Annotated in this window: 21 protein-coding genes; 14 read left to right on the top strand and 7 right to left on the bottom strand. The window is 67.3% G+C overall.

Going from position 1 to position 18,375, the window contains the following annotated elements; all coding sequences use genetic code 11:
- Positions 1 to 2,181, bottom strand: coding sequence for a TonB-dependent siderophore receptor (locus ASD82_RS03025; protein ID WP_056715218.1), 2,181 nt, complete (start codon positions 2,179 to 2,181; stop codon positions 1 to 3).
- Positions 2,182 to 2,724: 543 nt separating this feature from the next.
- Here ASD82_RS03025 and ASD82_RS17595 point away from each other — a divergent pair.
- Positions 2,725 to 3,279 carry a DUF1629 domain-containing protein gene (locus ASD82_RS17595; protein WP_157598933.1) on the top strand — a complete coding sequence of 185 codons (555 nt, stop codon included), beginning with the start codon at positions 2,725 to 2,727 and terminating at the stop codon, positions 3,277 to 3,279.
- Between the two features lie 18 nt (positions 3,280 to 3,297).
- Here ASD82_RS17595 and ASD82_RS03015 read toward each other — a convergent pair whose 3' ends face one another.
- On the bottom strand, positions 3,298 to 5,133 hold the full coding sequence (locus tag ASD82_RS03015; RefSeq protein WP_056715210.1) for a 3'-5' exonuclease: 1,836 nt from the start codon (positions 5,131 to 5,133) through the stop codon (positions 3,298 to 3,300).
- Between the two features lie 122 nt (positions 5,134 to 5,255).
- On the bottom strand, positions 5,256 to 6,185 hold the full coding sequence (locus tag ASD82_RS03010; RefSeq protein WP_056715207.1) for an oxygenase MpaB family protein: 930 nt from the start codon (positions 6,183 to 6,185) through the stop codon (positions 5,256 to 5,258).
- On the opposite strand from ASD82_RS03010, the gene ASD82_RS17590 reads away from it, so the two are divergent.
- Positions 6,172 to 6,336, top strand: a complete 165-nt coding sequence (locus ASD82_RS17590; protein ID WP_157581798.1) for a hypothetical protein — start codon at positions 6,172 to 6,174, stop codon at positions 6,334 to 6,336. The genes ASD82_RS03010 and ASD82_RS17590 overlap by 14 nt on opposite strands.
- A gap of 88 nt (positions 6,337 to 6,424) precedes the next feature.
- On the top strand, positions 6,425 to 7,516 hold the full coding sequence (locus tag ASD82_RS03005; protein WP_056715204.1) for a 3-deoxy-7-phosphoheptulonate synthase: 1,092 nt from the start codon (positions 6,425 to 6,427) through the stop codon (positions 7,514 to 7,516).
- An 8-nt stretch (positions 7,517 to 7,524) separates the two neighbouring features.
- Here ASD82_RS03005 and ASD82_RS03000 read toward each other — a convergent pair whose 3' ends face one another.
- Positions 7,525 to 7,947, bottom strand: a complete 423-nt coding sequence (locus tag ASD82_RS03000; protein WP_056715200.1) for an OsmC family protein — start codon at positions 7,945 to 7,947, stop codon at positions 7,525 to 7,527.
- A 144-nt stretch (positions 7,948 to 8,091) separates the two neighbouring features.
- Here ASD82_RS03000 and ASD82_RS02995 point away from each other — a divergent pair, with 144 nt between their 5' ends.
- The 8 genes from ASD82_RS02995 to ASD82_RS02960 all read left to right on the top strand — a co-directional run bounded on the left by ASD82_RS02995 (position 8,092) and on the right by ASD82_RS02960 (position 12,713).
- Complete coding sequence (locus ASD82_RS02995; RefSeq protein WP_056715197.1) at positions 8,092 to 8,367, top strand: GNAT family N-acetyltransferase; 276 nt, start codon at positions 8,092 to 8,094, stop codon at positions 8,365 to 8,367.
- A 22-nt stretch (positions 8,368 to 8,389) separates the two neighbouring features.
- Positions 8,390 to 9,091: a DUF1345 domain-containing protein gene (locus ASD82_RS02990; RefSeq protein WP_056715267.1), complete on the top strand. Its 702-nt coding sequence runs from the start codon at positions 8,390 to 8,392 to the stop codon at positions 9,089 to 9,091.
- A gap of 87 nt (positions 9,092 to 9,178) precedes the next feature.
- A complete protein-coding gene (locus tag ASD82_RS02985; RefSeq protein WP_056715263.1) occupies positions 9,179 to 9,466 on the top strand; it encodes a pentapeptide MXKDX repeat protein in 288 nt (95 codons plus the stop codon).
- A 104-nt stretch (positions 9,467 to 9,570) separates the two neighbouring features.
- Complete coding sequence (locus tag ASD82_RS02980; protein WP_056715194.1) at positions 9,571 to 10,653, top strand: nitronate monooxygenase; 1,083 nt, start codon at positions 9,571 to 9,573, stop codon at positions 10,651 to 10,653.
- 105 nt (positions 10,654 to 10,758) lie between these two features.
- The gene (gene rsfS, locus ASD82_RS02975) at positions 10,759 to 11,157 is read left to right on the top strand and encodes a ribosome silencing factor (protein ID WP_082542717.1); all 399 of its coding nucleotides are present in this window, start codon (positions 10,759 to 10,761) and stop codon (positions 11,155 to 11,157) included.
- 12 nt (positions 11,158 to 11,169) lie between these two features.
- Positions 11,170 to 11,640 carry a 23S rRNA (pseudouridine(1915)-N(3))-methyltransferase RlmH gene (gene rlmH, locus ASD82_RS02970; protein WP_056715188.1) on the top strand — a complete coding sequence of 157 codons (471 nt, stop codon included), beginning with the start codon at positions 11,170 to 11,172 and terminating at the stop codon, positions 11,638 to 11,640.
- A 21-nt stretch (positions 11,641 to 11,661) separates the two neighbouring features.
- Positions 11,662 to 12,111 carry a GNAT family N-acetyltransferase gene (locus tag ASD82_RS02965; protein ID WP_056715185.1) on the top strand — a complete coding sequence of 150 codons (450 nt, stop codon included), beginning with the start codon at positions 11,662 to 11,664 and terminating at the stop codon, positions 12,109 to 12,111.
- Between the two features lie 26 nt (positions 12,112 to 12,137).
- Positions 12,138 to 12,713 carry a nucleoside triphosphate pyrophosphatase gene (locus ASD82_RS02960; protein ID WP_056715182.1) on the top strand — a complete coding sequence of 192 codons (576 nt, stop codon included), beginning with the start codon at positions 12,138 to 12,140 and terminating at the stop codon, positions 12,711 to 12,713.
- Here ASD82_RS02960 and ASD82_RS02955 read toward each other — a convergent pair.
- Complete coding sequence (locus tag ASD82_RS02955) at positions 12,697 to 13,515, bottom strand: type II CAAX endopeptidase family protein (RefSeq protein WP_056715178.1); 819 nt, start codon at positions 13,513 to 13,515, stop codon at positions 12,697 to 12,699. The two genes, ASD82_RS02960 and ASD82_RS02955, sit on opposite strands and share 17 nt — an antisense overlap.
- Positions 13,516 to 13,694: 179 nt before the next feature.
- On the opposite strand from ASD82_RS02955, the gene ASD82_RS02950 reads away from it, so the two are divergent.
- A complete protein-coding gene (locus ASD82_RS02950; protein ID WP_056715175.1) occupies positions 13,695 to 14,471 on the top strand; it encodes a class I SAM-dependent methyltransferase in 777 nt (258 codons plus the stop codon).
- A 2-nt stretch (positions 14,472 to 14,473) separates the two neighbouring features.
- Here the strand turns inward: ASD82_RS02950 and ASD82_RS02945 are convergent, their stop codons facing one another.
- Positions 14,474 to 14,866 carry an MAPEG family protein gene (locus tag ASD82_RS02945; RefSeq protein WP_056715173.1) on the bottom strand — a complete coding sequence of 131 codons (393 nt, stop codon included), beginning with the start codon at positions 14,864 to 14,866 and terminating at the stop codon, positions 14,474 to 14,476.
- A 122-nt stretch (positions 14,867 to 14,988) separates the two neighbouring features.
- Between ASD82_RS02945 and ASD82_RS02940 the strand changes: the two genes are divergently transcribed.
- Positions 14,989 to 15,852 carry a neutral zinc metallopeptidase gene (locus tag ASD82_RS02940; RefSeq protein ID WP_056715170.1) on the top strand — a complete coding sequence of 288 codons (864 nt, stop codon included), beginning with the start codon at positions 14,989 to 14,991 and terminating at the stop codon, positions 15,850 to 15,852.
- 369 nt (positions 15,853 to 16,221) lie between these two features.
- Complete coding sequence (locus ASD82_RS02935; RefSeq protein WP_056715166.1) at positions 16,222 to 16,608, top strand: YkgJ family cysteine cluster protein; 387 nt, start codon at positions 16,222 to 16,224, stop codon at positions 16,606 to 16,608.
- Positions 16,609 to 16,642: 34 nt separating this feature from the next.
- On the opposite strand, the gene ASD82_RS02930 is transcribed toward ASD82_RS02935, so the two are convergent.
- Complete coding sequence (locus tag ASD82_RS02930; RefSeq protein ID WP_056715162.1) at positions 16,643 to 18,256, bottom strand: sulfotransferase; 1,614 nt, start codon at positions 18,254 to 18,256, stop codon at positions 16,643 to 16,645.
- Between the last annotated feature and the right edge of the window lie 119 nt (positions 18,257 to 18,375).

Below are 18,375 nucleotides of genomic sequence, written 5' to 3'. Positions count from 1 at the left end.
TTACCAGCGGTAGCGCGCGCTGGCGGTGACCGTGCGCTCGTAGCCGTAGTAGCACCACACGGCGCTGTTGCAGGCCGAGACGTAGGTCTTGTCGGTGAGGTTGCTGACGTTCAACTGCAGTCGCCAGCCGCCGGTGTCGTAGTGCACGGCCGCGTCGAGCAAGGTGTACGACGGCGTCTTCCAGTCGTTGTAGATGTCGCCGTAGTGCTCGCCCACGTAACGCACGCCGCCGCCGAAGCCGAGTCCGGCCAGGGTTCCGCCGACGACGGTGTAGTCGGCGCCCAGCGAGGCCTGCTGTTTCGGCAGCAGGGCGATCTGCCTGCCAAGCGAGGGCAGGTCGTTGCTGCGTGTCACTTCCGAATCGCTGTACGTGTAATCGCCATACACGCTGAGGTTGCGGCCGATGTTCCAGCGGCCTTCCAGCTCCACGCCGCGCAGGCGCGTTTCACCCTGCTGCACCTGGTACAACGTGTGATTCGGGTCGATCGTCAGCGAGTTCTGCTGGGTGATCTGGTAGACGGATGCGCTGAGCAGACCGTTGCCGCCGGCCGGCTGGTATTTCAGGCCCGCTTCGTACTGGTCGCCGGTGGTCGGGCTGAACGCCTTGCCCGCGAAGTCGGTGCCCACGGTGGGCTGGAACGAATGCGACCACGAGACGTATGGCGCCAGGCCGCTGTCGAACAGGTAGTTGACGCCGACGCGGCCGGAGAATGCGTCGTCGGTCTGGCCCGTGGTGGTGCCTCCGATCAGGTTGTCGGTGTCGGTTTTCACGTGATCCTGGCGACCGCCGAGGGTGATGCCCCAACGGCCCAGCTTGATCTGGTCCTGCAGATAGACGCCCAATTGCGTTTGCGTCTGCAGCGTGTGGCTGGTGTACGCGGGCACCGTCACCGGGCTGCCGTAGACCGGGTCGAACACGTCCAGTCCACCCACGTTGAAGTCGAACGCCGAGGCGTAGTCGTCCTTCGCGCGGCGGTAGTCCACGCCGGCCAGCACGATGTGCTGCACGTTGCCCGCGTCGAAGGTGTACTGCAGGTTGTTGTCGACGCCGAAGGTCTTCGTGTGGTTCTCGTTCGGGAACAGATAGCGCAGCAGGGTGCGACCGTCGCCGAGCAGGCCGAACGCACCCACGTTGCCGCCGTTATTGTCCACGTCGGCCTTGCCGTAGCGCAGGTTCTGGTTGAAGGCCAGGCCGCCGGCGAAGTCGTGGTGGAACTCGTAGCCGATCGAGGCCAGCGTCTTGTCGTAGTCGTTCTGACCCGGCTCGCCGGTAAAGCGATTGCGCGGGATTTTGCCGTTGGGGCTGGGCAGCAAGGTGCCTTCGGCGGGCAGGAAGCCACCGCCGGACGCGGTCGCGGATTTCTGGAAGTGCGACAGCACGGTCAGCGAGGTGGCGTTGCTCGGCTTCCAGGTCAGCGCCGGCGCCAGGTAATAACGATCGTCCTTGATGTGGTCGACCATGGTGTCGCTGTTGCGGGCCAGGCCGGTGAGACGGTACAGCACGGTGCCGGAATCGTTCAGCGGGCCGCCGAAGTCGAACGTGCCCTGGCGCAGGTCGAAGCTGCCGACCTCGACGCCCACTTCATGCAGCGGCTGTTCGGTCGGCCGCTTGCTAACCATGTTGACCATGCCGCCCGGCGGCATCGCGCCGTAGACGACGGACGAGGGGCCCTTCAACACTTCCAGTCGCTCCAGGCCATACGGCTCGATGCGGGTGATGCCGGTGCCCGAGCCGGCGGCCAGCGCCAGCCCATCCATGTAGCGCGCTGGGGTGAAGCCGCGCACCAGCAGCCAGTCGCTGCGCGAATCGGGGCCGTAGCCGCCGCCCTGGGCGCCAGCGGTGTACCACACCGCTTCCTCGATGCCCTGGATGCCACGCAGGCTCATCTGTTCATCGGTGATTACCGACACCGACTGCGGGATCTCGATGATCGGCGTATCGGTCTTGGTCACCGAGTTGCTGTCCTTCGCGATCGGCGCGGTGACCTGCACGCCTTCCAGCGTGGTCGCGGCGTTCTGTTGCGCGTCGCCGGTGCTCGTGGCGGCGGGGGTGTCGGCGGCATGGGTGGAGACGCCGAAGCTGACCAGCGTCGCCAGCCATGCCATGCGGATCGCGTGCGGCAGCGCGGAGCGGTGGCGCGGAGCGGTGCTCGCCACGGACGAAGAGGGGATCGATGACATCGGAAGCCTTGTGAACAGGTTGGCGGGAAGCGGCTGCACGCGTCGAGGCGGACCGGGATGTCGACCCGGTCGCCATCGCGCGATGGCTGTGTTCCTGCACCGGATGGCGACAGGCGCGCGTCGACCGCCACGCCATGCCAGGGAATCATCAGGTGAGAATGATTCTTATTGTAGGAGTGACCGGCTTGCCCGGCAACCGATGCCGCGCCGTTGCTCCGCGGCGCAATGCCGCGGGGGTATGCCGAAGGTGGCCGAAAAGTGAGATTTTTTTATCCAGCATTGATCGGCGAGGTACCCGGTGCCTCCCTCTGTAACGCCATGGCAAGCTAGTCCGGACGCAGCGCAACGAGCCGCTTCTTCCAAGGCCTGCACAGCCGAAAAGCTATCGTCGCAACACCTGTGTCGGCCTCGCTCACCTGACGGCTTGCTGCGGATCACCATCGCCAGCCATCAGATCGCTGCCAAAGCCGTGAACCCTGTTCTCGATAGCATCAAAGCGGCGCTCATTTCAGGCATTCTTTCACTTTGATCCGGGGTTGATCCATGGCGGTTTTTGAACTGCGTAATGCCTGCGTGAGCGACCATGCCATGGTGGTTCCTGTCGACGATCATGAGTTGCTCGAAGGACGATTCTGGATCGACGGAAAGCCAAAAAACTGGATGGATCGTCCCGTGGTGGAATTTGCCGATAGCAAACGGCGCAAAAACAAGCGTCCTCCCGCGGACGTGAGTGCCATGCTCCCCGGTGCACTGGTATTGAATGAACGCGCCAGGGACGCGCTGGGTTCCTTTCTGTCCCAGTTTGGTCAAATGCTTGAGCTTGATTGCGGAGGCACTGGAGAGATTCGTTATCTCTACAATGTGACCAACGTCGTGCCATGTGTAGACATCGGTCGTTCTGAAAAGAACGACCGGGGACACGTACGGCTGGAAAGATTCAATGATTTGTTGACTCCGAGAAAAGCTGCGGTTTTCAAGGATCCGTCAACTGTAAAGACTCGGATTTACATTAATGGCGCGGGACGGGCAATTCTCGATCCCCTGATTGCTTCTGCGAAATTGACCGGCGTTGAGTGTGGAGCGCTGGAGCCCATGTGATTCGGCTCGAGTTCCATTTCATGCGACGGAGTTCAGTTGTCCCCGCACATCGTTGATCGAATCGCGGATGCGCTTGCTGAAGACCGAGTCGTCGTGGTGGATCAGCAGCAGGTGTTCGGTGGCGCGGGTCATCGCCACGTAGAGCAGGCGGGCTTCGTCGGCTTCGCTCTGGCCTTCCTTGGGCAGGCCGCCAATGCCGGGGATGATCACGAACGGGAACTCCAGGCCCTTGCTGGAGTGCATGGTGACCAGCTTCACGCTGTCCTCGACCACGAACAGCGTCTGCTTGCCGGCGTTGTCAGCCAGCCGGCTGGGGATGTCCAGGCGCTTGAGCACCTCGTGCAATTTCTCGCCTTCCCACTGGTTGCGATAGATCACCGCCATCTCCGAATACGGACGGCCGTGCGCGTGCTCGTCGCGCAGCCGCGCGATCAGCACGTCCATCTGCGCGCGGGCGGTGTCGGTGCGCACCAGCTCGGGCACGGCGCCGCGGCGGCCGGCGCTTTCCGGCGCGATCAGCGGCACGCCGTCGCCGTCGGCATCGTCGAGGCGCGCGGCCAGCAGGTCCTGGGCGAAGGCGCGCGCCACCGAGAGGATTTCCAGCGTGTTGCGGTAGTTGAGCTTGAGGATGGTGGTGCGGCCCTGGGCCTGCACGCCGAGGCTTTTCCAGCTGATCTTGCGGCGATTCGGGTTGCCGTAGATGTTCTGCGCGTCGTCGTACAGCACCAGCAGCGAATTGGTGGCCGGGTCGATCATCTGCACGATCAGCTTGTACCAGTCCGGCTCGAAGTCGTGGCCTTCGTCGACCAGCACCGCGCCGTACTGGGCGCGCGGAATCTGGCCGCGGTCGACGCCGGCGATCACCGCCGGCGGCAGCGCCTCGATGAAGGCCTTGCCGCTGCCTGCCGGCAGCGGCTCGTTGTACGCCACCAGCATCTTGCGGCACCACTTGTGGAAGTTGTAGACCTGCACCTTCTCGCCCAGGCCGCGTTCGCCGATCAGCTGTTCCAGCCGCGCGGCGAGCGTCCTGTTGTAGCAGAGCACCAGGATGGGTTTGGTCAGTTCTCGCGCCAGCTGCATCGCGCGGAAGCCCAGGATCATCGTCTTGCCCGAACCGGCCACGCCGTGGATCACGCGGTGCTCGCCGCCCAGCGAACGCGCCAGCTGTTCCTGCTGTCCGTCCATCACCTTGATCAGGTCGGGGATTTCCAGCGGACGCACCGCGGCGTCGGTGGGACCGAACAGGCCGAACTGGCCGCTGCCGGCTTCCACGCGCAGTTCGGGGAACAGGTGCCAGCGCACGCGATCGATCTGGGGCAGGGTCATGGTCACCGGAAACACCTGCGGGAACATCGCCCACAGCCGCTCCTGGAACGCTTCGGCGTCGACCGTCTCGTACAACTCGTCGCGGCAGATCACCAGGTGTCCGGGCAGCACCTCGCCCAGCGCGCCTTCGTCGAACTGCTTGCGGGTGATGTTGGCCAGCACCACGCCCCAGCCCCACGGCATGATCAGTTTGCCGGCGTAGCGTGAGCCTTCCGGATAACGCAGCGCCGGGTCGCGTTCCAGCACCACGCCGATCTCCAGTGCATAGGCACGCGCCTGCAGCAGCGGATTGTTCTCCTTGATCAGGCCGCGCTCGGTGACCAGGGTGAACTGGGTGCTGTCGGCGTGGCGGATGGTGTCTGCTTTCCAGTCCTTCACCTCCAGCACCAGCAGGCCGCGGCGCGGGTGGAACACCACGAAATCCGGATGGCGCTGCTTCAGCCCGACCGGTACGTCGTACCACAGCAGGTAGTCGTCCTCGAGTTTCTGTTCGAGCCGCTCGGAGACGCGCTTCTCGCCGCCGGTCATCCGCGGCAGGCAGCTGTTGCGGCTGGGAATGAGTGTCGCCACGAGAACCCCTGGTAGTGCGTGCTCGCCGACGTTAGCCGATGGGGCGGGACTGTCAATCCTGGATGGCCAGTCCGGGCCCGTCAGTCTTGGCCGGACGGCGCGTTCCACCGGTGCAACTGCTCGGGCGGCATATCCATGCGCTGGCAGGCGCGGCTGGCGATGCCGTCGCGCAGGGCGGCGCGGAAGGCCGGGGCCATCAGCCACAGCGCGCGGGCGGCAAGGCGGGCCTGGCGCTGCTGGCGTGGCGTGCGCTCCAGCAGCGTGATGGCCCAGTCCGGCAGCAGGGCGCTGCCGGCCAGCAGGAACAGGTCGCGCGACAGTCCGGCGGCCGGCACCGGCAGGCGCACCTGGCCGAGCAGGCCGAGCACCACGCGGGAACGTTCGGTATAGGCCAGCTCGGGCTGGATGCGCCGGAAATACGCGGCGACGTCCCGTTCGCTGGCGGGAACATCGCGCGCGCCCAGCGCCTCGGCGATCTGCCGTACTTCGTCGTAGTAGCGATCGGCTGCGCCCGGCGGCATCGCGATGTGGCTGTAGCTGCGGTAACCCTGCAGGAAGCAGTAGGCCTCGCTGACATGCACCCAGGTCAGCAGGTCCGGATCGTTGGCGCTGTATGGACGTCCATCCTCGCCGTGGCCGGTGATGTGGCCGTGGATCATCCGCACGTGTTCGATCAGCGCCTCGGTCTGCGCGCGGGGCGCGTAGGTGGTGCCGCCGACGAAGGCGGTGGTGCGGCGCAGCCGGCCGATCAGGTCGTCGCGGAAGTTGGAATGATCCCAGACCCCGGCCAGGGCCAACGGATGCAGGGTCTGCAAGGTCAGCGCCGCGAGGCCGCCGGCCAGCATGCCGGGGAAGTCCGAATGCACGCGCCAGGTGGCGCTGTCCGGCCCGAACAGGCCCGGATCACCGTGCGGATGGTCGTAGTCGAGGCTGCCGGTGTCGGCGCGCGGAAAGGCGCGCAGCACCCAGTGGCGGATCGGTTGGCGGAGCACGTCGATGGGCGATGGCATGCGCCCAGTCTATCGTCTGGATGACGGGAAGTTTGATTTGGACGTCCATTGTGTTATCAATGACGCCATGCATTCCGCCACCGCCCGCCTGTTCTTCTGGTTTTACGGCTATCCGAAGCCAACGGCGGCGGCGCGGGCGCGATCGTTTTGAACTGATCGACACAACCTCACCGAACCGCCAGCCTCCCTGGCGGTTTTTTTTGGCCGCCTCCGGGGAACCCACCAGGAGAACCGCCGCCATGCACACCACCGACGACCTGCGCATCCGCGCACTCACCCGCCTCAGCACGCCCGCCGAGGTCATGCGCGACTGCGCCGCCACGGCGCCGGCGATCGCCACGGTGGAAGCGGCGCGACAGGCGCTGCACGGCATCATCGGCGGCAGTGACGACCGCCTGGCCGTGGTGATCGGGCCGTGTTCGATCCATGACCCGAAAGCAGCGCTGGAGTACGCCGGGCGACTCGCGCCGCTGCGCCGTGAACTCGGCGACGCGCTGGAAATCGTGATGCGGGTGTACTTCGAGAAGCCACGCACTACGGTGGGCTGGAAGGGCCTGATCAACGACCCCGACCTGGACGGCAGCTTCCGCATCGACAAGGGCCTGCGCATCGCTCGCGTCCTGCTGCGCGACATCAACGCGCTGGGCGTGCCCGCCGGCTGCGAATTCCTGGACATGATCACGCCGCAGTACATCGCCGACCTGGTGGCCTGGGGCGCGGTCGGCGCGCGCACCACGGAAAGCCAGGTGCATCGCGAACTGGCGTCGGGACTGTCCTGCCCGGTGGGTTTCAAGAACGGCACCGACGGCAATGTGCGGATCGCGGTGGATGCGGTGCAGGCGGCGGCCCAGCCCCACCACTTCATGGCCGTCACCAAGGACGGCCAGGCCGCGATCGCCAGCACCAGCGGCAACACCGACTGCCACGTCATCCTGCGCGGCGGCAGGCAGCCGAACTACGACGAGGCGAGCGTGGAGGGGGCCTGCGCCTCCATCGGCAAGGCCGGCTTGCCCGCCCGCGTGATGATCGACGTCAGCCATGCCAACAGCGGCAAGCTGCCGGAGAACCAGCCGAAGGTGATCGACGACCTCGCCCAGCGCATGGCCGCCGGCGAACGGCGCATCCTCGGCGTGATGGTGGAAAGCCATCTGGTTGGTGGCCGCCAGGAATTGCTTGTTGGGCAGCCGCTGCGTTACGGCCAGAGCATCACCGACGGCTGCATCGACTGGGACACCTCGGTCGGCGTGCTGACGAGGCTGGCACAGGCGGTGCGCCAGCGTCGCCAGCACGAGGTGTCCGCTGCCACAGCGGAGGCCATGGCGGCGGCCTGAGCTGCGCGTCAGAGCAGGCGCGCCTCCAGCGTGATCTTCGCATTGAGCACCCTGGATACCGGGCAACCCTGTTTGGTCTCCTCGGTGATGCGCTTGAACGCGTCCGCTTCCGCGCCGGGCACGCGAGCCTCGCAGTCGAGGTGGACGGCGGTGATCGAAAAGCCGTCGCCATCCTTGTCCAGCGTCACCACGGCCCGGGTGTCGATGCTGTCGGCGGTCAGTCCGGCGTTGCCCAGGCCCAGCGACAGCGCCATCGAATAGCAGGCGGCATGCGCCGCGGCGATCAGTTCCTCCGGATTGGTGCCGGGGCCGCTCTCGAAGCGGGACTTGAATCCGTACGGCGCTTCGCGCAGGGCGGCGGTCTCGGTCGAGATCGTGCCCTGGCCATCCTTGATGCCACCGGACCAATGGGCGGATGCGGATTTCTTCATGGAATGCTCCTGCGCGGCTGTGGGGTGAAGGCCGACTGTGCGCCCCCGGCCATGTAACTGGCGCGAACGAAGTCGGTGCAATGCTTCACGCGCGATTGCCGTTGGCGCCGTACCATCGCCGTTTGCGCCCAAGCAGGAACCGTCATGTCCTACGTCATCCGCCACGAACGCGCCGCCCACCGTTTCCAGACCGACGTGGAGGGTGTGCCCTGCGTGCTCGATTACCTGCTCGCTGCGGGCGTGATGACCATCACCCATACCGGCGTGCCGGCCGAAGTGGGTGGCCGCGGGATTGCCGCGGCGCTGGTCCAGTCCGCGATGGACACGGCGCGCAGCGAGGGCTGGAAAGTCGTCCCGGCCTGCTCGTATGCTGCCGCATGGATGCAACGCCACCCCGACTACGCCGACCTGCTGGCCTGACCCTGCGCTGGTGGAGCGCGTGGTGAGCGAGGGCTCCACGCCGGATCGACCGGCCCGGCCGGGCCGGCGGGCATCGCGCGGCTGGCGCCCGTGGGCATTCGCCAGGGGGCGCCCACGAACGATCGGTTCGATGCTGGTGTTCGTGGTCGCGGTTGCCGGATTGCTGGTCAGCGGCATGCGGCTGGCCAACGCGGTATTGCTGGCCTTCGATCTCGCCGCGGTGATCTTTCTGGGCGTGATGCTCCATCTGTTCAACCAGTCCACGCCGGACACGATGCGCAGCCAGGCGCAGGCGATCGACACCGGTCGCTGGGGCGTACTGCTGGGTGGCGTACTGCTGTCGGGCGTGGTGCTGGGCGCACTGGGCATGGAACTGCACGCGGCACGCAGTGGTGGCGTCCTGGCGCTGGGCGTGGGCGTGCTCAGCGTGATCCTCAGCTGGCTGTTCCTCAACGTGATGTTCGCGATCCATTACGCGCATGGCTACTACGGCGATTTCGGCAAGCAGCACGCCGGCCTGGAGTTTCCGCATACGCCCGACCCGGACTACTGGGATTTCGCCTATTTCTCGATCGTGATCGGCATGACCTTCCAGGTCTCCGACGTGCAGATCACCAGCAACTACCTGCGCCGCGTGGTGCTGATGCACAGCGTGATCGCATTCTTCTTCAACGTGTTCATCATCGCGATCACGGTGAACATCGTGGCCGGGCAGGGCGGCTGACCCGGCGGGTAACCCGGGCGTGGGCCATGGCGAATGGAGAGGTGGAGCGGCCCGACCGCTCCATCCCTTTTCGAGGAATGACCGATGATGAATGCACGCCTTGCCCTTGCTCTTGCCGCCGCCATGACCTGCGGCCTCGCCACCAGCACCGCGTTCGCCCAGGACGCGATGGCAGCCAGCTCCAGCACCGCGATGTCGCACGACGCCATGTCGAAGGATGCGATGAAGCAGGATTCGATGAAGATGGACGCCATGAAGCACGATGCGATGAAGGCTGATTCGATGAAGCACGATTCGATGAAACATGATTCGATGAAGCACGGTTCGATGAAGAAAAATGCGATGAAGAAGGACGCGATGAGCTCTGGCGGCTGACCGGGCGCCGCCGACGGGGCATCGCGCGGCGACGCGCCGTCGGCGGCTTCAGTTGCCGTGGGTGGCGGTGGATACTTGGCCATCCTTCCCGCAGGCCATCCGCCATGAGCGCGTCGTTCGCCAGCCGGCTCGGCATCGAGCATCCGTTGATCCAGGCGCCCATGGCCGGATCGACGTCACCTGCACTGGTTGCGGCGGTGTCGAACGCCGGTGCGCTGGGTTCGCTGGGCGCCGGTTATCTGGAACCGCAGGCGATCCTCGATCAGGCCGCGGAGATCCGTGCACTGGGCGACCGCCCATATGCGATTGGCCTGTTCGTGTTGCCGGATGAATTCGAGGCCGACATGGCGGCGGTGACGCGAGCGCGCGAACAGCTCGACGCGCTGATGATCCGCGAAGGGCTCGATGTCCGCACCGCCGTGCCCGCGCGCTGGGCGCCGCGATTCTCCGACCAGTTCGCCGCCCTGTGCGAGGCGCGTCCAGCGGTGGCCAGTTTCGCCTTCGGCGTGATCGGCCCCGCGCAGATGCGCGAGCTGCGGCAGCGCGACATCTACGTGATCGGCACCGCCACCACGGTGGCCGAGGCGCGCGCTTGGGTCGAGGCGGGCGCGAACGCGGTTTCGATGCAGGGGGCCGAGGCGGGCGGCCATCGCGGCAGCTTCCTGCATGACGCGGAGGACGCGATGATCGGCCTGTTTGCATTGTTGCCGCTCACCGTGCGCGCGCTGGCGGCCAGCGGCCGGGAGGTGCCGGTGATCGCCGCCGGCGGCATCATGGACGGTCGCGGCATGCTGGCGGCCGAAGCGCTGGGCGCGGCGGCCAGCCAGCTCGGCACGGCCTTCCTGACCTGCCCGGAATGCCCGGCGGCTACGGCGTGGAAGCAGGATCTGCCCCGGGTCGAAGAACACCGGGTCACCACCATCCGCGGCTTCTCCGGTCGCGCCGCCCGCGGCCTGCGCAACCATTTCGTCGAGGCGATGCCGGCGGCGGCGCAGGGCCTGCCATACCCGATCCTCAACGCGCTCACCGCGCCGCTGCGCCGTGCCGCGGCCGCGGCGGGCCGTGGCGACCTGTTGTCCGAATGGTGCGGCCAGGCCGCCGCCCTGGTCCGTCCGCAGCCCGCCGCCGAACTGGTCGCGCGACTGATGCACGAGTACCGGCTGGCACGGCGTTCCCTGGCGCATTGATTGGAGGCCAGGGACGGCTGGCGGCGTTGAGGTGCCATCGCGGAAGGGCGGTTATACTGCGCCCGCGCCATCCTGCGCTGCGACTCCGCACCGAGGCCCATCCTCTTGAGCACTGCCCGTACCAACAAGTCCGTCACCACGGCCACCCTGCGCAAGTCGGTCATCGACGCGCTGGAAGAACTGAAAGCCAAGGACGTGCGCGAGATCGACGTCCGCGGCAAGACCTCCATCGCCGACCTGCTGGTCATCGCGTCGGGCACCTCCGCCCGCCACGTCAAGTCGATTGCCGACGAAGTGGCCAAGTTCGCCAAGAAGGCCGGCGTGATGCCGCTGGGCGTGGAAGGCGAAACCGAGGGCGAGTGGGTGCTGGTCGACCTGGGCGACGTGATCGTCCACGTCATGCTGCCGCGCATCCGCGAGTTCTATGGTCTGGAGCGGCTGTGGACGGTGGGCGATCACGGTCACGAAAGCGAGACTGGCGGCGAAGCCGCACAGGCAGGCTGAGCCGCCGCGTCGATGCGCGCGCGCCTGATCGCCGTCGGTGAACGCATGCCCGGCTGGGTGGCCGAGGGCTTTGCCGAGTACCGCAAGCGGCTTTCGCACGACCTGCCGCTGGATCTGGTTGAGCTGAAACCCGGCACCCGCGGCAAGGGCCGCGATGATGCACGGGCGATCCAGGACGAAGGCGCGGCGATCCTCGCCGCCCTGCCGCACGACATCCATGTGGTCGCGCTGGACGGCCGCGGCAAGACCTGGTCCAGCGAAGAGCTGGCTGCGCAACTGGAGAAGTGGCGCATGGCCGGGCGCGACCTGGCCTTTCTGATCGGCGGTCCCGATGGCCACGCGCCCGAGGTATTGCAACGCGCCGACCAGCGCTGGTCGCTCGGGCCGCTCACCCTGCCGCACATGCTGGTGCGACTGGTGCTGGCCGAGCAGCTGTATCGTGCGACCACGATCATGAGCGGCCACCCCTATCATCGGGCTTGATGCTTCCTAAGGAGCGCGCGTATGTCCTTCTCCATCCGTCCGGCAACCCGTTCCGATCTCGATGCGGTGGTGCCGCTGTTCGATGGCTACCGGCAGTTCTACGGCCAGCCGTCCGATCCGGCGCGCGCGCACGAGTTCCTGGCGGCGCGGCTTGCCCGGGATGAATCGCTGATCCTGCTGGCCTGCGACGAACACGGCGAAGGGCTTGGTTTCACCCAGTTGTATCCGCTGTTTTCCTCGGTGCGCACGGTGCGCACCTGGCTGCTCAACGACCTGTTCGTCAACGCGTCGGCGCGTCGACGTGGTGTGGCGGCGGCCTTGCTGCGCGCGGCGGCGGATCAGGCGCGCGCGCTGGGGGCAGCCAGTCTGTCGCTGTCCACCGCGCTGGACAATGCGCCGGCACAGGCGCTGTACGAATCGCTGGGCTGGCAACGTGACTCGCAGTTCTGCGAGTACGGGCTGACACTCTGACTTTCCCAGCATCCGTCGGACTTCGCATGCTGTATCTCGCCTCGCAATCGCCACGCCGCCGTCAGTTGCTGGAGCAGCTGGGCGTGGCCTTTGCGGTGATCGATGTCGAGGTGCCCGAGCAGCGCGAACCGGGTGAATCACCGCAGGATTACGTGAGCCGCGTGGCGCGCGACAAGGCCCGTGCCGGCCTGGCGGCGCTGCCCGATGCGTCGGCGTCCCGGGTGCTGGGCGCGGACACCGAAGTGGTGCTGGACGACGAGGTGTTCGGCAAGCCGCGCGATGCCGCGGATGCGGCCGCGATGCTGCAGCGGCTCTCCGGTCGCACGCATACGGTGATTTCGACGCTGTGGCTGGTCGGCGGGCAGGGCGAGTACCGGGAGGAATGCCTTTCCCTGGTGCGGTTCGGCGCGCTGGATGACGGGACGATCCAGGCTTACGTAGCCAGCGGCGAGCCGTTCGGCAAGGCCGGCGCGTATGCCATCCAGGGACGCGCGGGGGCCATGATCGAGCATCTGGCCGGCAGCTATTCCGGGGTGATGGGGCTGCCGCTGTTCGAAACGGCGCGACTGCTGCGTCGTGGCGGAGTCACCCCGTCGCCTTGACGGCGATGAACCAGCCGGCGACGGCCAGCAGATTGTTCATGCCATGCGCCAGCACGGCGGGCCAGATCGACTTCGAACCCAGGCGCAGGACCGCCAGCAGCACCGCCAGCAACAGCAGGCTCGGTACCGCATACCACTGGTAATCCAGCCCCGGCAGATGGATCAGCGCAAACGCCAGTGAACTGAACGCCACCGCCAGGCCGGCACGGCAATGCCTCATCAGGGCCGACAGCAGCACGCCGCGAAACAGCAGTTCCTCCACGACCGGGCCCACGCCGACCACCACCAGCACCAGCAGGAGGCGAGATGCCAGCGGAGTCCGCGCGCCGATCTGCTGGATGTCCTGGGTCACCGGATGGCCCTGCGCCAGCCATTGCGTCAGCAGCGAACCGATCCACGGCAGCAACAGGCCGGTGGCGATGGCCAGTGCGAAGAACCAGGCACGGCTGGGCGCGACGAAACCCAGCCCCGGCGGCTGACCCGTCGACCACCACGCGCCCCACTGCCGATGCGCCAGCCACAGGGTCAGGGGTGCGGCCGCGCCCAGCGAGACGATCGCCAACCAGGCCTGCATGCCTGGCTGGGCGAGGCTGGTGCCGACGGCAACTTCCAGGCCGGTCGCCGGGTGATCGAACATCGCGGCGAACATGGCTACCAGCGCAAACGCGAATCCGGCCAGCAATTGCAGCGCAAAGTAGCCCGCGATGATGCCTGCCGCGCCGCCCAGGCCCGGTGGCAGTCGATATTTCGTGCTGGAGGGCAGGGCGGGTGGCCGGGGTGTCTGGATACCACTGACTTCCATGCGTTGATCATGCCTGCGGGATGCGAGTGAAGGCGCGGGGCGTGCTTCGAGGTGTCACCCGCCGGACCGGTCTTCACCCGTGCCGGGAGCGTGCGTGGGCCACGGCTTGCAGCGCGGGGTCATGCCGCTACTATGCCAAACAGCAGAAGCTTGCGTCACCAGTGGCTACAGGGGGTGTGATGGCTATCGACTTCGGCAGGACGGCCGCTGACTACGCGCGCCATCGGGCAGGGTTCCCCGAGATCTTCTTCGAGCGCCTGCTTGGCGACGGCAGCGTCCATCCCGGTGACGCGGCGCTGGATCTGGGCACCGGCACCGGCACGGTGGCCCGCGGGCTGGCCTTGCGCGGCTGCGAAGTCACCGGGCTGGATCACTCCGCCCCGTTGCTCGCGCAAGCCGCGGAGCTGGATCGCGCCGCAGGCGTGCAGGTGAAGCAGGTCAGGGCCCGGGTCGAGAACGCCGATTTCGCATCGGCTTCGTTCGACGTGGTGACAGCCGGGCAATGCTGGCACTGGTTCGAGCGGGCCCGCAGCGCCGCGCTGGTGCGCAAGTGGCTGCGGCCCGGTGGCCGCTTCGTGATCGCGCATTTCGACTGGGTGCCGCTCAACGGCAACATGGTGCAGGACACCGAGCGCCTGATTCTTGCCTACAACGCGGGCTGGACCATGCACAGCGGCAGTGGCCTGTATCCGGCATGGCTCAAGGACCTGGCCGAAGCCGGCTTCAACGACCTGCGCACCTGGTCGCTGGATGTGGAGGTTCCCTACAGCCACGCCGACTGGCGGGGGCGCATCCGCGCCAGTGCCGGCATCGGTGCCAGCCTGGACGAGGCGAAGGTGCAACGCTTCGATGCCGAGCTGGCTGAGATGCTGGCCAAGCGCCACGCCGGCGAGCCGATGGCGGTGCCGCATCGCCTGTGGGTGTTGAGCGGCACCGCTCCGGGTTTGCTCGACTGACTTCAGCCGACCATCATCGCGCGCGCCACGCCGATGCAGGCCATCACGAGCGCCGCGGCCCAGCCGAGCATGCTCACCAGATAACCCGGCCCGCGCTTGCTGGCGTCGCGCAGATAGGCCAGGGCATACCACACGCGGCCGACCAGCCAGACCAGGCCCGCGATGCCGGCCCATCCGGTGAAGCCGTAGTGAGCCGCCAGCCACAGCGTCGGCAGGAACATCACCGTGGCCTCCAGCGTGTTCATCTGCACCCGGTAGGCCCGCTCGAAGGCCGGGTCGCCGGTGGTCGCAGGCGCCTTGACGCCGTACTTGCCGCGGGCGTGGCCAACCGCCCACATGGTGCCGAACAGCAGCAATACGGTGAGCAGGGTAACCAGGGCGGGCAGGTGGGTCATGCTGAAATCCTCACGAAGGGTGACCTACTTTAGCCGTGATGTCCGACGTGGCGCGATGCGCGGCAGCGCGCTATCGTCGCCAGACAGCGCCGAGGCGCACGTACCAGCACTGCGGGGGATCTATGGATTGGCGAAAGGGTGGCAGCAGCAACAACGTCGAGATCGACAGCGGTGGCGGTGGTGGCGGCCGGCGCTTCGGCGGCGGTCGTGGCATGGGCCTGGGCACCATCGTGGTGCTGGCGCTGATCGGCTGGATCTTCTTCAAGAACCCGATGGCGTTGCTGGACCAGGGCAGCATCCAGCCCGGCGCCGGCAGCCAGGCCGGCGTGCCGGCCCAGGTCGATCCCGAGCAGAAGGATTTCGTCAGCGCCGTGCTGCATTCCACCGAGCAGAGCTGGGGCGAGATCTTTCGCGAACACGGTGCCACCTATGTCGAGCCCAAGCTGCACCTGTTCAGCGGCGGCGTAAGCACGGCCTGCGGCAGCGCGAGCACGGCGGTGGGCCCGTTCTATTGCCCGGGCGACCAGAAGGTCTACCTGGACGTGGCGTTCTTCCAGCAACTGCAGGACGAGCTGCATTCCTCCGGCGACTTCGCCCGCGCCTACGTGATTGCGCACGAGGTCGGCCATCACGTGCAGAAGCTGACCGGCGTGTTCGACAAGGTCGACCAGGCGCGGCGCCAGGGCGCCCCGATGGATGGCGCCGACGGCTTGTCGGTGCGACAGGAACTGCAGGCGGACTGCTACGCCGGCGTGTGGGCCAACCACAGTCAGAAGGAATTGAACTGGCTGCAGCCGGGTGACATCGAATCGGCGCTCAACGCCGCCAGCCACATCGGCGACGACACCTTGCAGCAGCAGGCGCAAGGCCGCGTGCGTCCGGACACCTTCACCCACGGCACCTCGGCTCAGCGCGTGAAGTGGTTCAAGACTGGCTTCGCCAGCGGCGACATGGCCCAGTGCAACACCTTCGCCGGAGATCCATAAAGCAAGCAAGCGCTCGACCTTGAGGTCGAGCGCTTTCCGTCTACCTCCCCTGCAAGCAGGGGAGGGCAAGGATGGGGTCGCTCTTGCAAGCAAGCGCTCAACTTCCGGTCGAGCGCTTTCCGTCTACCTCCCCTGCAAGCAGGGGAGGGCAAGGGTGGGGTCGCTCTTGCAAGCAAGCGCTCAACTTCCGCTTGAGCGCTTTCTGCTTACCTCCCCTACGTGCAGGGGAGGGCAAGGGTGGGGTCGCTCATGCCGCACGTCCTTCCTGCAAAAAGGGGGCAAAGCGACGTGGCTCCCCCACTCCCCAACCGCCTTCCCGCGCACTAGAATCCGCTCCCTGCGCGCCTCGGGGCGCGCCTGGTCGGTTCGATGGATCATCCCTGTCTGCGTTGCGGTGCCTGCTGCGCGTTCTTTCGCGTGGCCTTCCATTGGTCGGAAGCGGAGGCGTTCCTCGGCGGCTGCGTGCCGCCCGAGCTGACCGAAAAACTTGATCCGCACCGGCTGGCCATGCGCGGCACCAACGCCGCGCAGATACGGTGCGTGGCGCTGCAGGGCGTGGTGGGCGAGGCCGCCCATTGCGGCATCTATCCGCAACGACCGTCGGTATGCCGCGAAGTGCAGCCGTCATGGGAGTCCGGCGCGGTCAGCCCGCAATGCGACAAGGCGCGGCTGGCCCATGGCCTGGCCGTGCTGACGCCCGGAGACTGGCTCGATCCGTCCGATGCCGGCCTGCCACCCTTGCCGCAAAGTGCCTGAAGCGCTGCCGGTCGGTTTTGCCTGATCGGTGCAGTCAACCGGCCTTGGGCAGGCCGAGGCCGAAGCGCAGCGGATCGAGCAGGGCGCCGTAATGCACGGCGCGTGCCGTGTCGTGACGCAACGGCTGGCGTACCTGCGCCGCGCTGGCCGTGCGCACGTTGCGCGAGGCGCGATGGTAGTCGAGGCAGGCCGGGTCGAACGGCAGGTCGCAGAACGCCAGCAGCGCGCGGATCTCGTCTTCCGGTGTGGCCAGCAAGGCCTCGTAGTGCTGGATGCGGATGCGCTGCGGCTCCGCTGCCTGCCAGGCGCCCATGATCCGTTCGTAGTCGCGGATATAAGCGGCAATGTCGGTCAGCGTGCAGGCGAAGTGCGGCAACTTGTAGAACTGCTGCTTGTAGCAGGACCAGCCCGCTTCCAGCGCATCGCGGCGGGCATCGATGATCGGTGCGCCCGGGAGCATCGCGCCCAGCACGCCGGCCAGCAGCCAGTTCGACGGCAGCTTGTCGGTATGCCGGGGCTTGTGTCGGCGCCAGCGGGCGGTGAGCTCCAGATAGCGGCGGCCAAGTCGTTGCCAGTCGTCCGCGCCGGCCTCGCCGATCCATTGCAGCAGGGGTTTCCGCCGCCGCGCGGATTCCTCGCCGAGCACCTGTTCCAGTTCGGTGAGCTCGCTGGCGCCTTCCACCTCGGGATGGGCGGCAAGGATCTGCTCGAACAGGGTCGAGCCCGAGCGTGGCAAGCCCACGATGAAGATCGCTTCGCGCCCGAGGCCCGCATCGATGGGCGGCGGCAGCCGCCGGGATGCCGCAAGCAGGGCTTCGGCGTGGCCGTGGAAGGCCGAGGCCTGCCACGGCCTGATCTCGCGCAGTGCGGCGTTGGCGCGATTCAGCGCGTGGAAGGCCTCTTCGTAGCGTCCCTGATCCTCGCAGACCTTGCCCAGCGCGAAGCCCATCGCGATGCGATCGGCCGGGGCGATGCCGGGCTGTCGCAAGGCGGTGCCCAGCTGTTCGCGATCCGCGTCCGACAGCGGCCGCGTCTTCATGTTTGCCAGTCCGCGCCAGGCATCGCCGCAGGCCGGATGCAGGGCCAGTGCGGCACGGTAGCGTGCGTCGGCTTCGTCGAAGCGGCCGGCGTGGACCAGGGCATCGCCGAGCAGGATCAGCGCCGGCAGGAAATCCGCCGCCAGCGCATGCGCCTGCTGCAGCGCCTCGATCGCGGCGTCGGTGTCGCCATGCAGCTGCAGGTTTCGGCCCAGGTTGAACCACGGCATCGGCGCAGCCGGCGCCAGCGCGCAGGCTTGCCTCCAGCTGGCGAACGCCGCCTCCATGTCTCCGCGTGCCTGCTGCACACCGCCCAGGTCCGACCAGGCCAGCGCATAGTCGGGCCATTGCGCCAGCACCTGCTGCAGGCAGGCCTGCGCCTCGTCCTGGCGTTGCGCGCGGGTGTGCAGGATGGCGTACAGGCGCAAGGCCTCGGGATGTTCCGGGGCGAATTCGAGGGTCGTGTCCAGCGCCTTGCGCGCCGGCGCTTCGGCGCCATCGCGAATGGCGCGTGCGGCCGCCTGCAACTGTTGCAAGGCCGCCGGCGGCAGGCCATCGATGCGCGGCTCGGAGCCGCTGGGCGGTTGCTGTTCGGCGTTGCGGCTGGGCATGCGACGGGTTCGCGGTGGCGATGATCCGCCGATGTTACGTGGTCGCGCCGCCGCTTATCGAGCGGCGCGACCCGAGGCGCCTACTTGCGCTTTGGCGGCTTGCCGCCGGCGGGGCGCGG

Source organism: Rhodanobacter sp. Root179 (assembly GCF_001428465.1).
Classification (GTDB): domain Bacteria; phylum Pseudomonadota; class Gammaproteobacteria; order Xanthomonadales; family Rhodanobacteraceae; genus Rhodanobacter.
This window is presented reverse-complemented; position numbering and strand designations above follow the sequence as displayed.

What these genes read in the sequence shown, in the direction of transcription:
- ASD82_RS03025 (WP_056715218.1), bottom strand. Translation starts at nt 2,181, where the DNA reads ATGTCATCGATCCCCTCTTCGTCCGTGGCGAGCACCGCTCCGCGCCAC.
- ASD82_RS17595 (WP_157598933.1), top strand. Translation starts at nt 2,725, where the DNA reads ATGGCGGTTTTTGAACTGCGTAATGCCTGCGTGAGCGACCATGCCATG.
- ASD82_RS03015 (WP_056715210.1), bottom strand. Translation starts at nt 5,133, where the DNA reads ATGACCGGCGGCGAGAAGCGCGTCTCCGAGCGGCTCGAACAGAAACTC.
- ASD82_RS17590 (WP_157581798.1), top strand. Translation starts at nt 6,172, where the DNA reads ATGGGCGATGGCATGCGCCCAGTCTATCGTCTGGATGACGGGAAGTTT.
- ASD82_RS03010 (WP_056715207.1), bottom strand. Translation starts at nt 6,185, where the DNA reads ATGCCATCGCCCATCGACGTGCTCCGCCAACCGATCCGCCACTGGGTG.
- ASD82_RS03005 (WP_056715204.1), top strand. Translation starts at nt 6,425, where the DNA reads ATGCACACCACCGACGACCTGCGCATCCGCGCACTCACCCGCCTCAGC.
- ASD82_RS03000 (WP_056715200.1), bottom strand. Translation starts at nt 7,947, where the DNA reads ATGAAGAAATCCGCATCCGCCCATTGGTCCGGTGGCATCAAGGATGGC.
- ASD82_RS02995 (WP_056715197.1), top strand. Translation starts at nt 8,092, where the DNA reads ATGTCCTACGTCATCCGCCACGAACGCGCCGCCCACCGTTTCCAGACC.
- ASD82_RS02985 (WP_056715263.1), top strand. Translation starts at nt 9,179, where the DNA reads ATGAATGCACGCCTTGCCCTTGCTCTTGCCGCCGCCATGACCTGCGGC.
- ASD82_RS02980 (WP_056715194.1), top strand. Translation starts at nt 9,571, where the DNA reads ATGAGCGCGTCGTTCGCCAGCCGGCTCGGCATCGAGCATCCGTTGATC.
- rlmH (WP_056715188.1), top strand. Translation starts at nt 11,170, where the DNA reads ATGCGCGCGCGCCTGATCGCCGTCGGTGAACGCATGCCCGGCTGGGTG.
- ASD82_RS02965 (WP_056715185.1), top strand. Translation starts at nt 11,662, where the DNA reads ATGTCCTTCTCCATCCGTCCGGCAACCCGTTCCGATCTCGATGCGGTG.
- ASD82_RS02960 (WP_056715182.1), top strand. Translation starts at nt 12,138, where the DNA reads ATGCTGTATCTCGCCTCGCAATCGCCACGCCGCCGTCAGTTGCTGGAG.
- ASD82_RS02955 (WP_056715178.1), bottom strand. Translation starts at nt 13,515, where the DNA reads ATGGAAGTCAGTGGTATCCAGACACCCCGGCCACCCGCCCTGCCCTCC.
- ASD82_RS02950 (WP_056715175.1), top strand. Translation starts at nt 13,695, where the DNA reads ATGGCTATCGACTTCGGCAGGACGGCCGCTGACTACGCGCGCCATCGG.
- ASD82_RS02945 (WP_056715173.1), bottom strand. Translation starts at nt 14,866, where the DNA reads ATGACCCACCTGCCCGCCCTGGTTACCCTGCTCACCGTATTGCTGCTG.
- ASD82_RS02940 (WP_056715170.1), top strand. Translation starts at nt 14,989, where the DNA reads ATGGATTGGCGAAAGGGTGGCAGCAGCAACAACGTCGAGATCGACAGC.
- ASD82_RS02935 (WP_056715166.1), top strand. Translation starts at nt 16,222, where the DNA reads ATGGATCATCCCTGTCTGCGTTGCGGTGCCTGCTGCGCGTTCTTTCGC.
- ASD82_RS02930 (WP_056715162.1), bottom strand. Translation starts at nt 18,256, where the DNA reads ATGCCCAGCCGCAACGCCGAACAGCAACCGCCCAGCGGCTCCGAGCCG.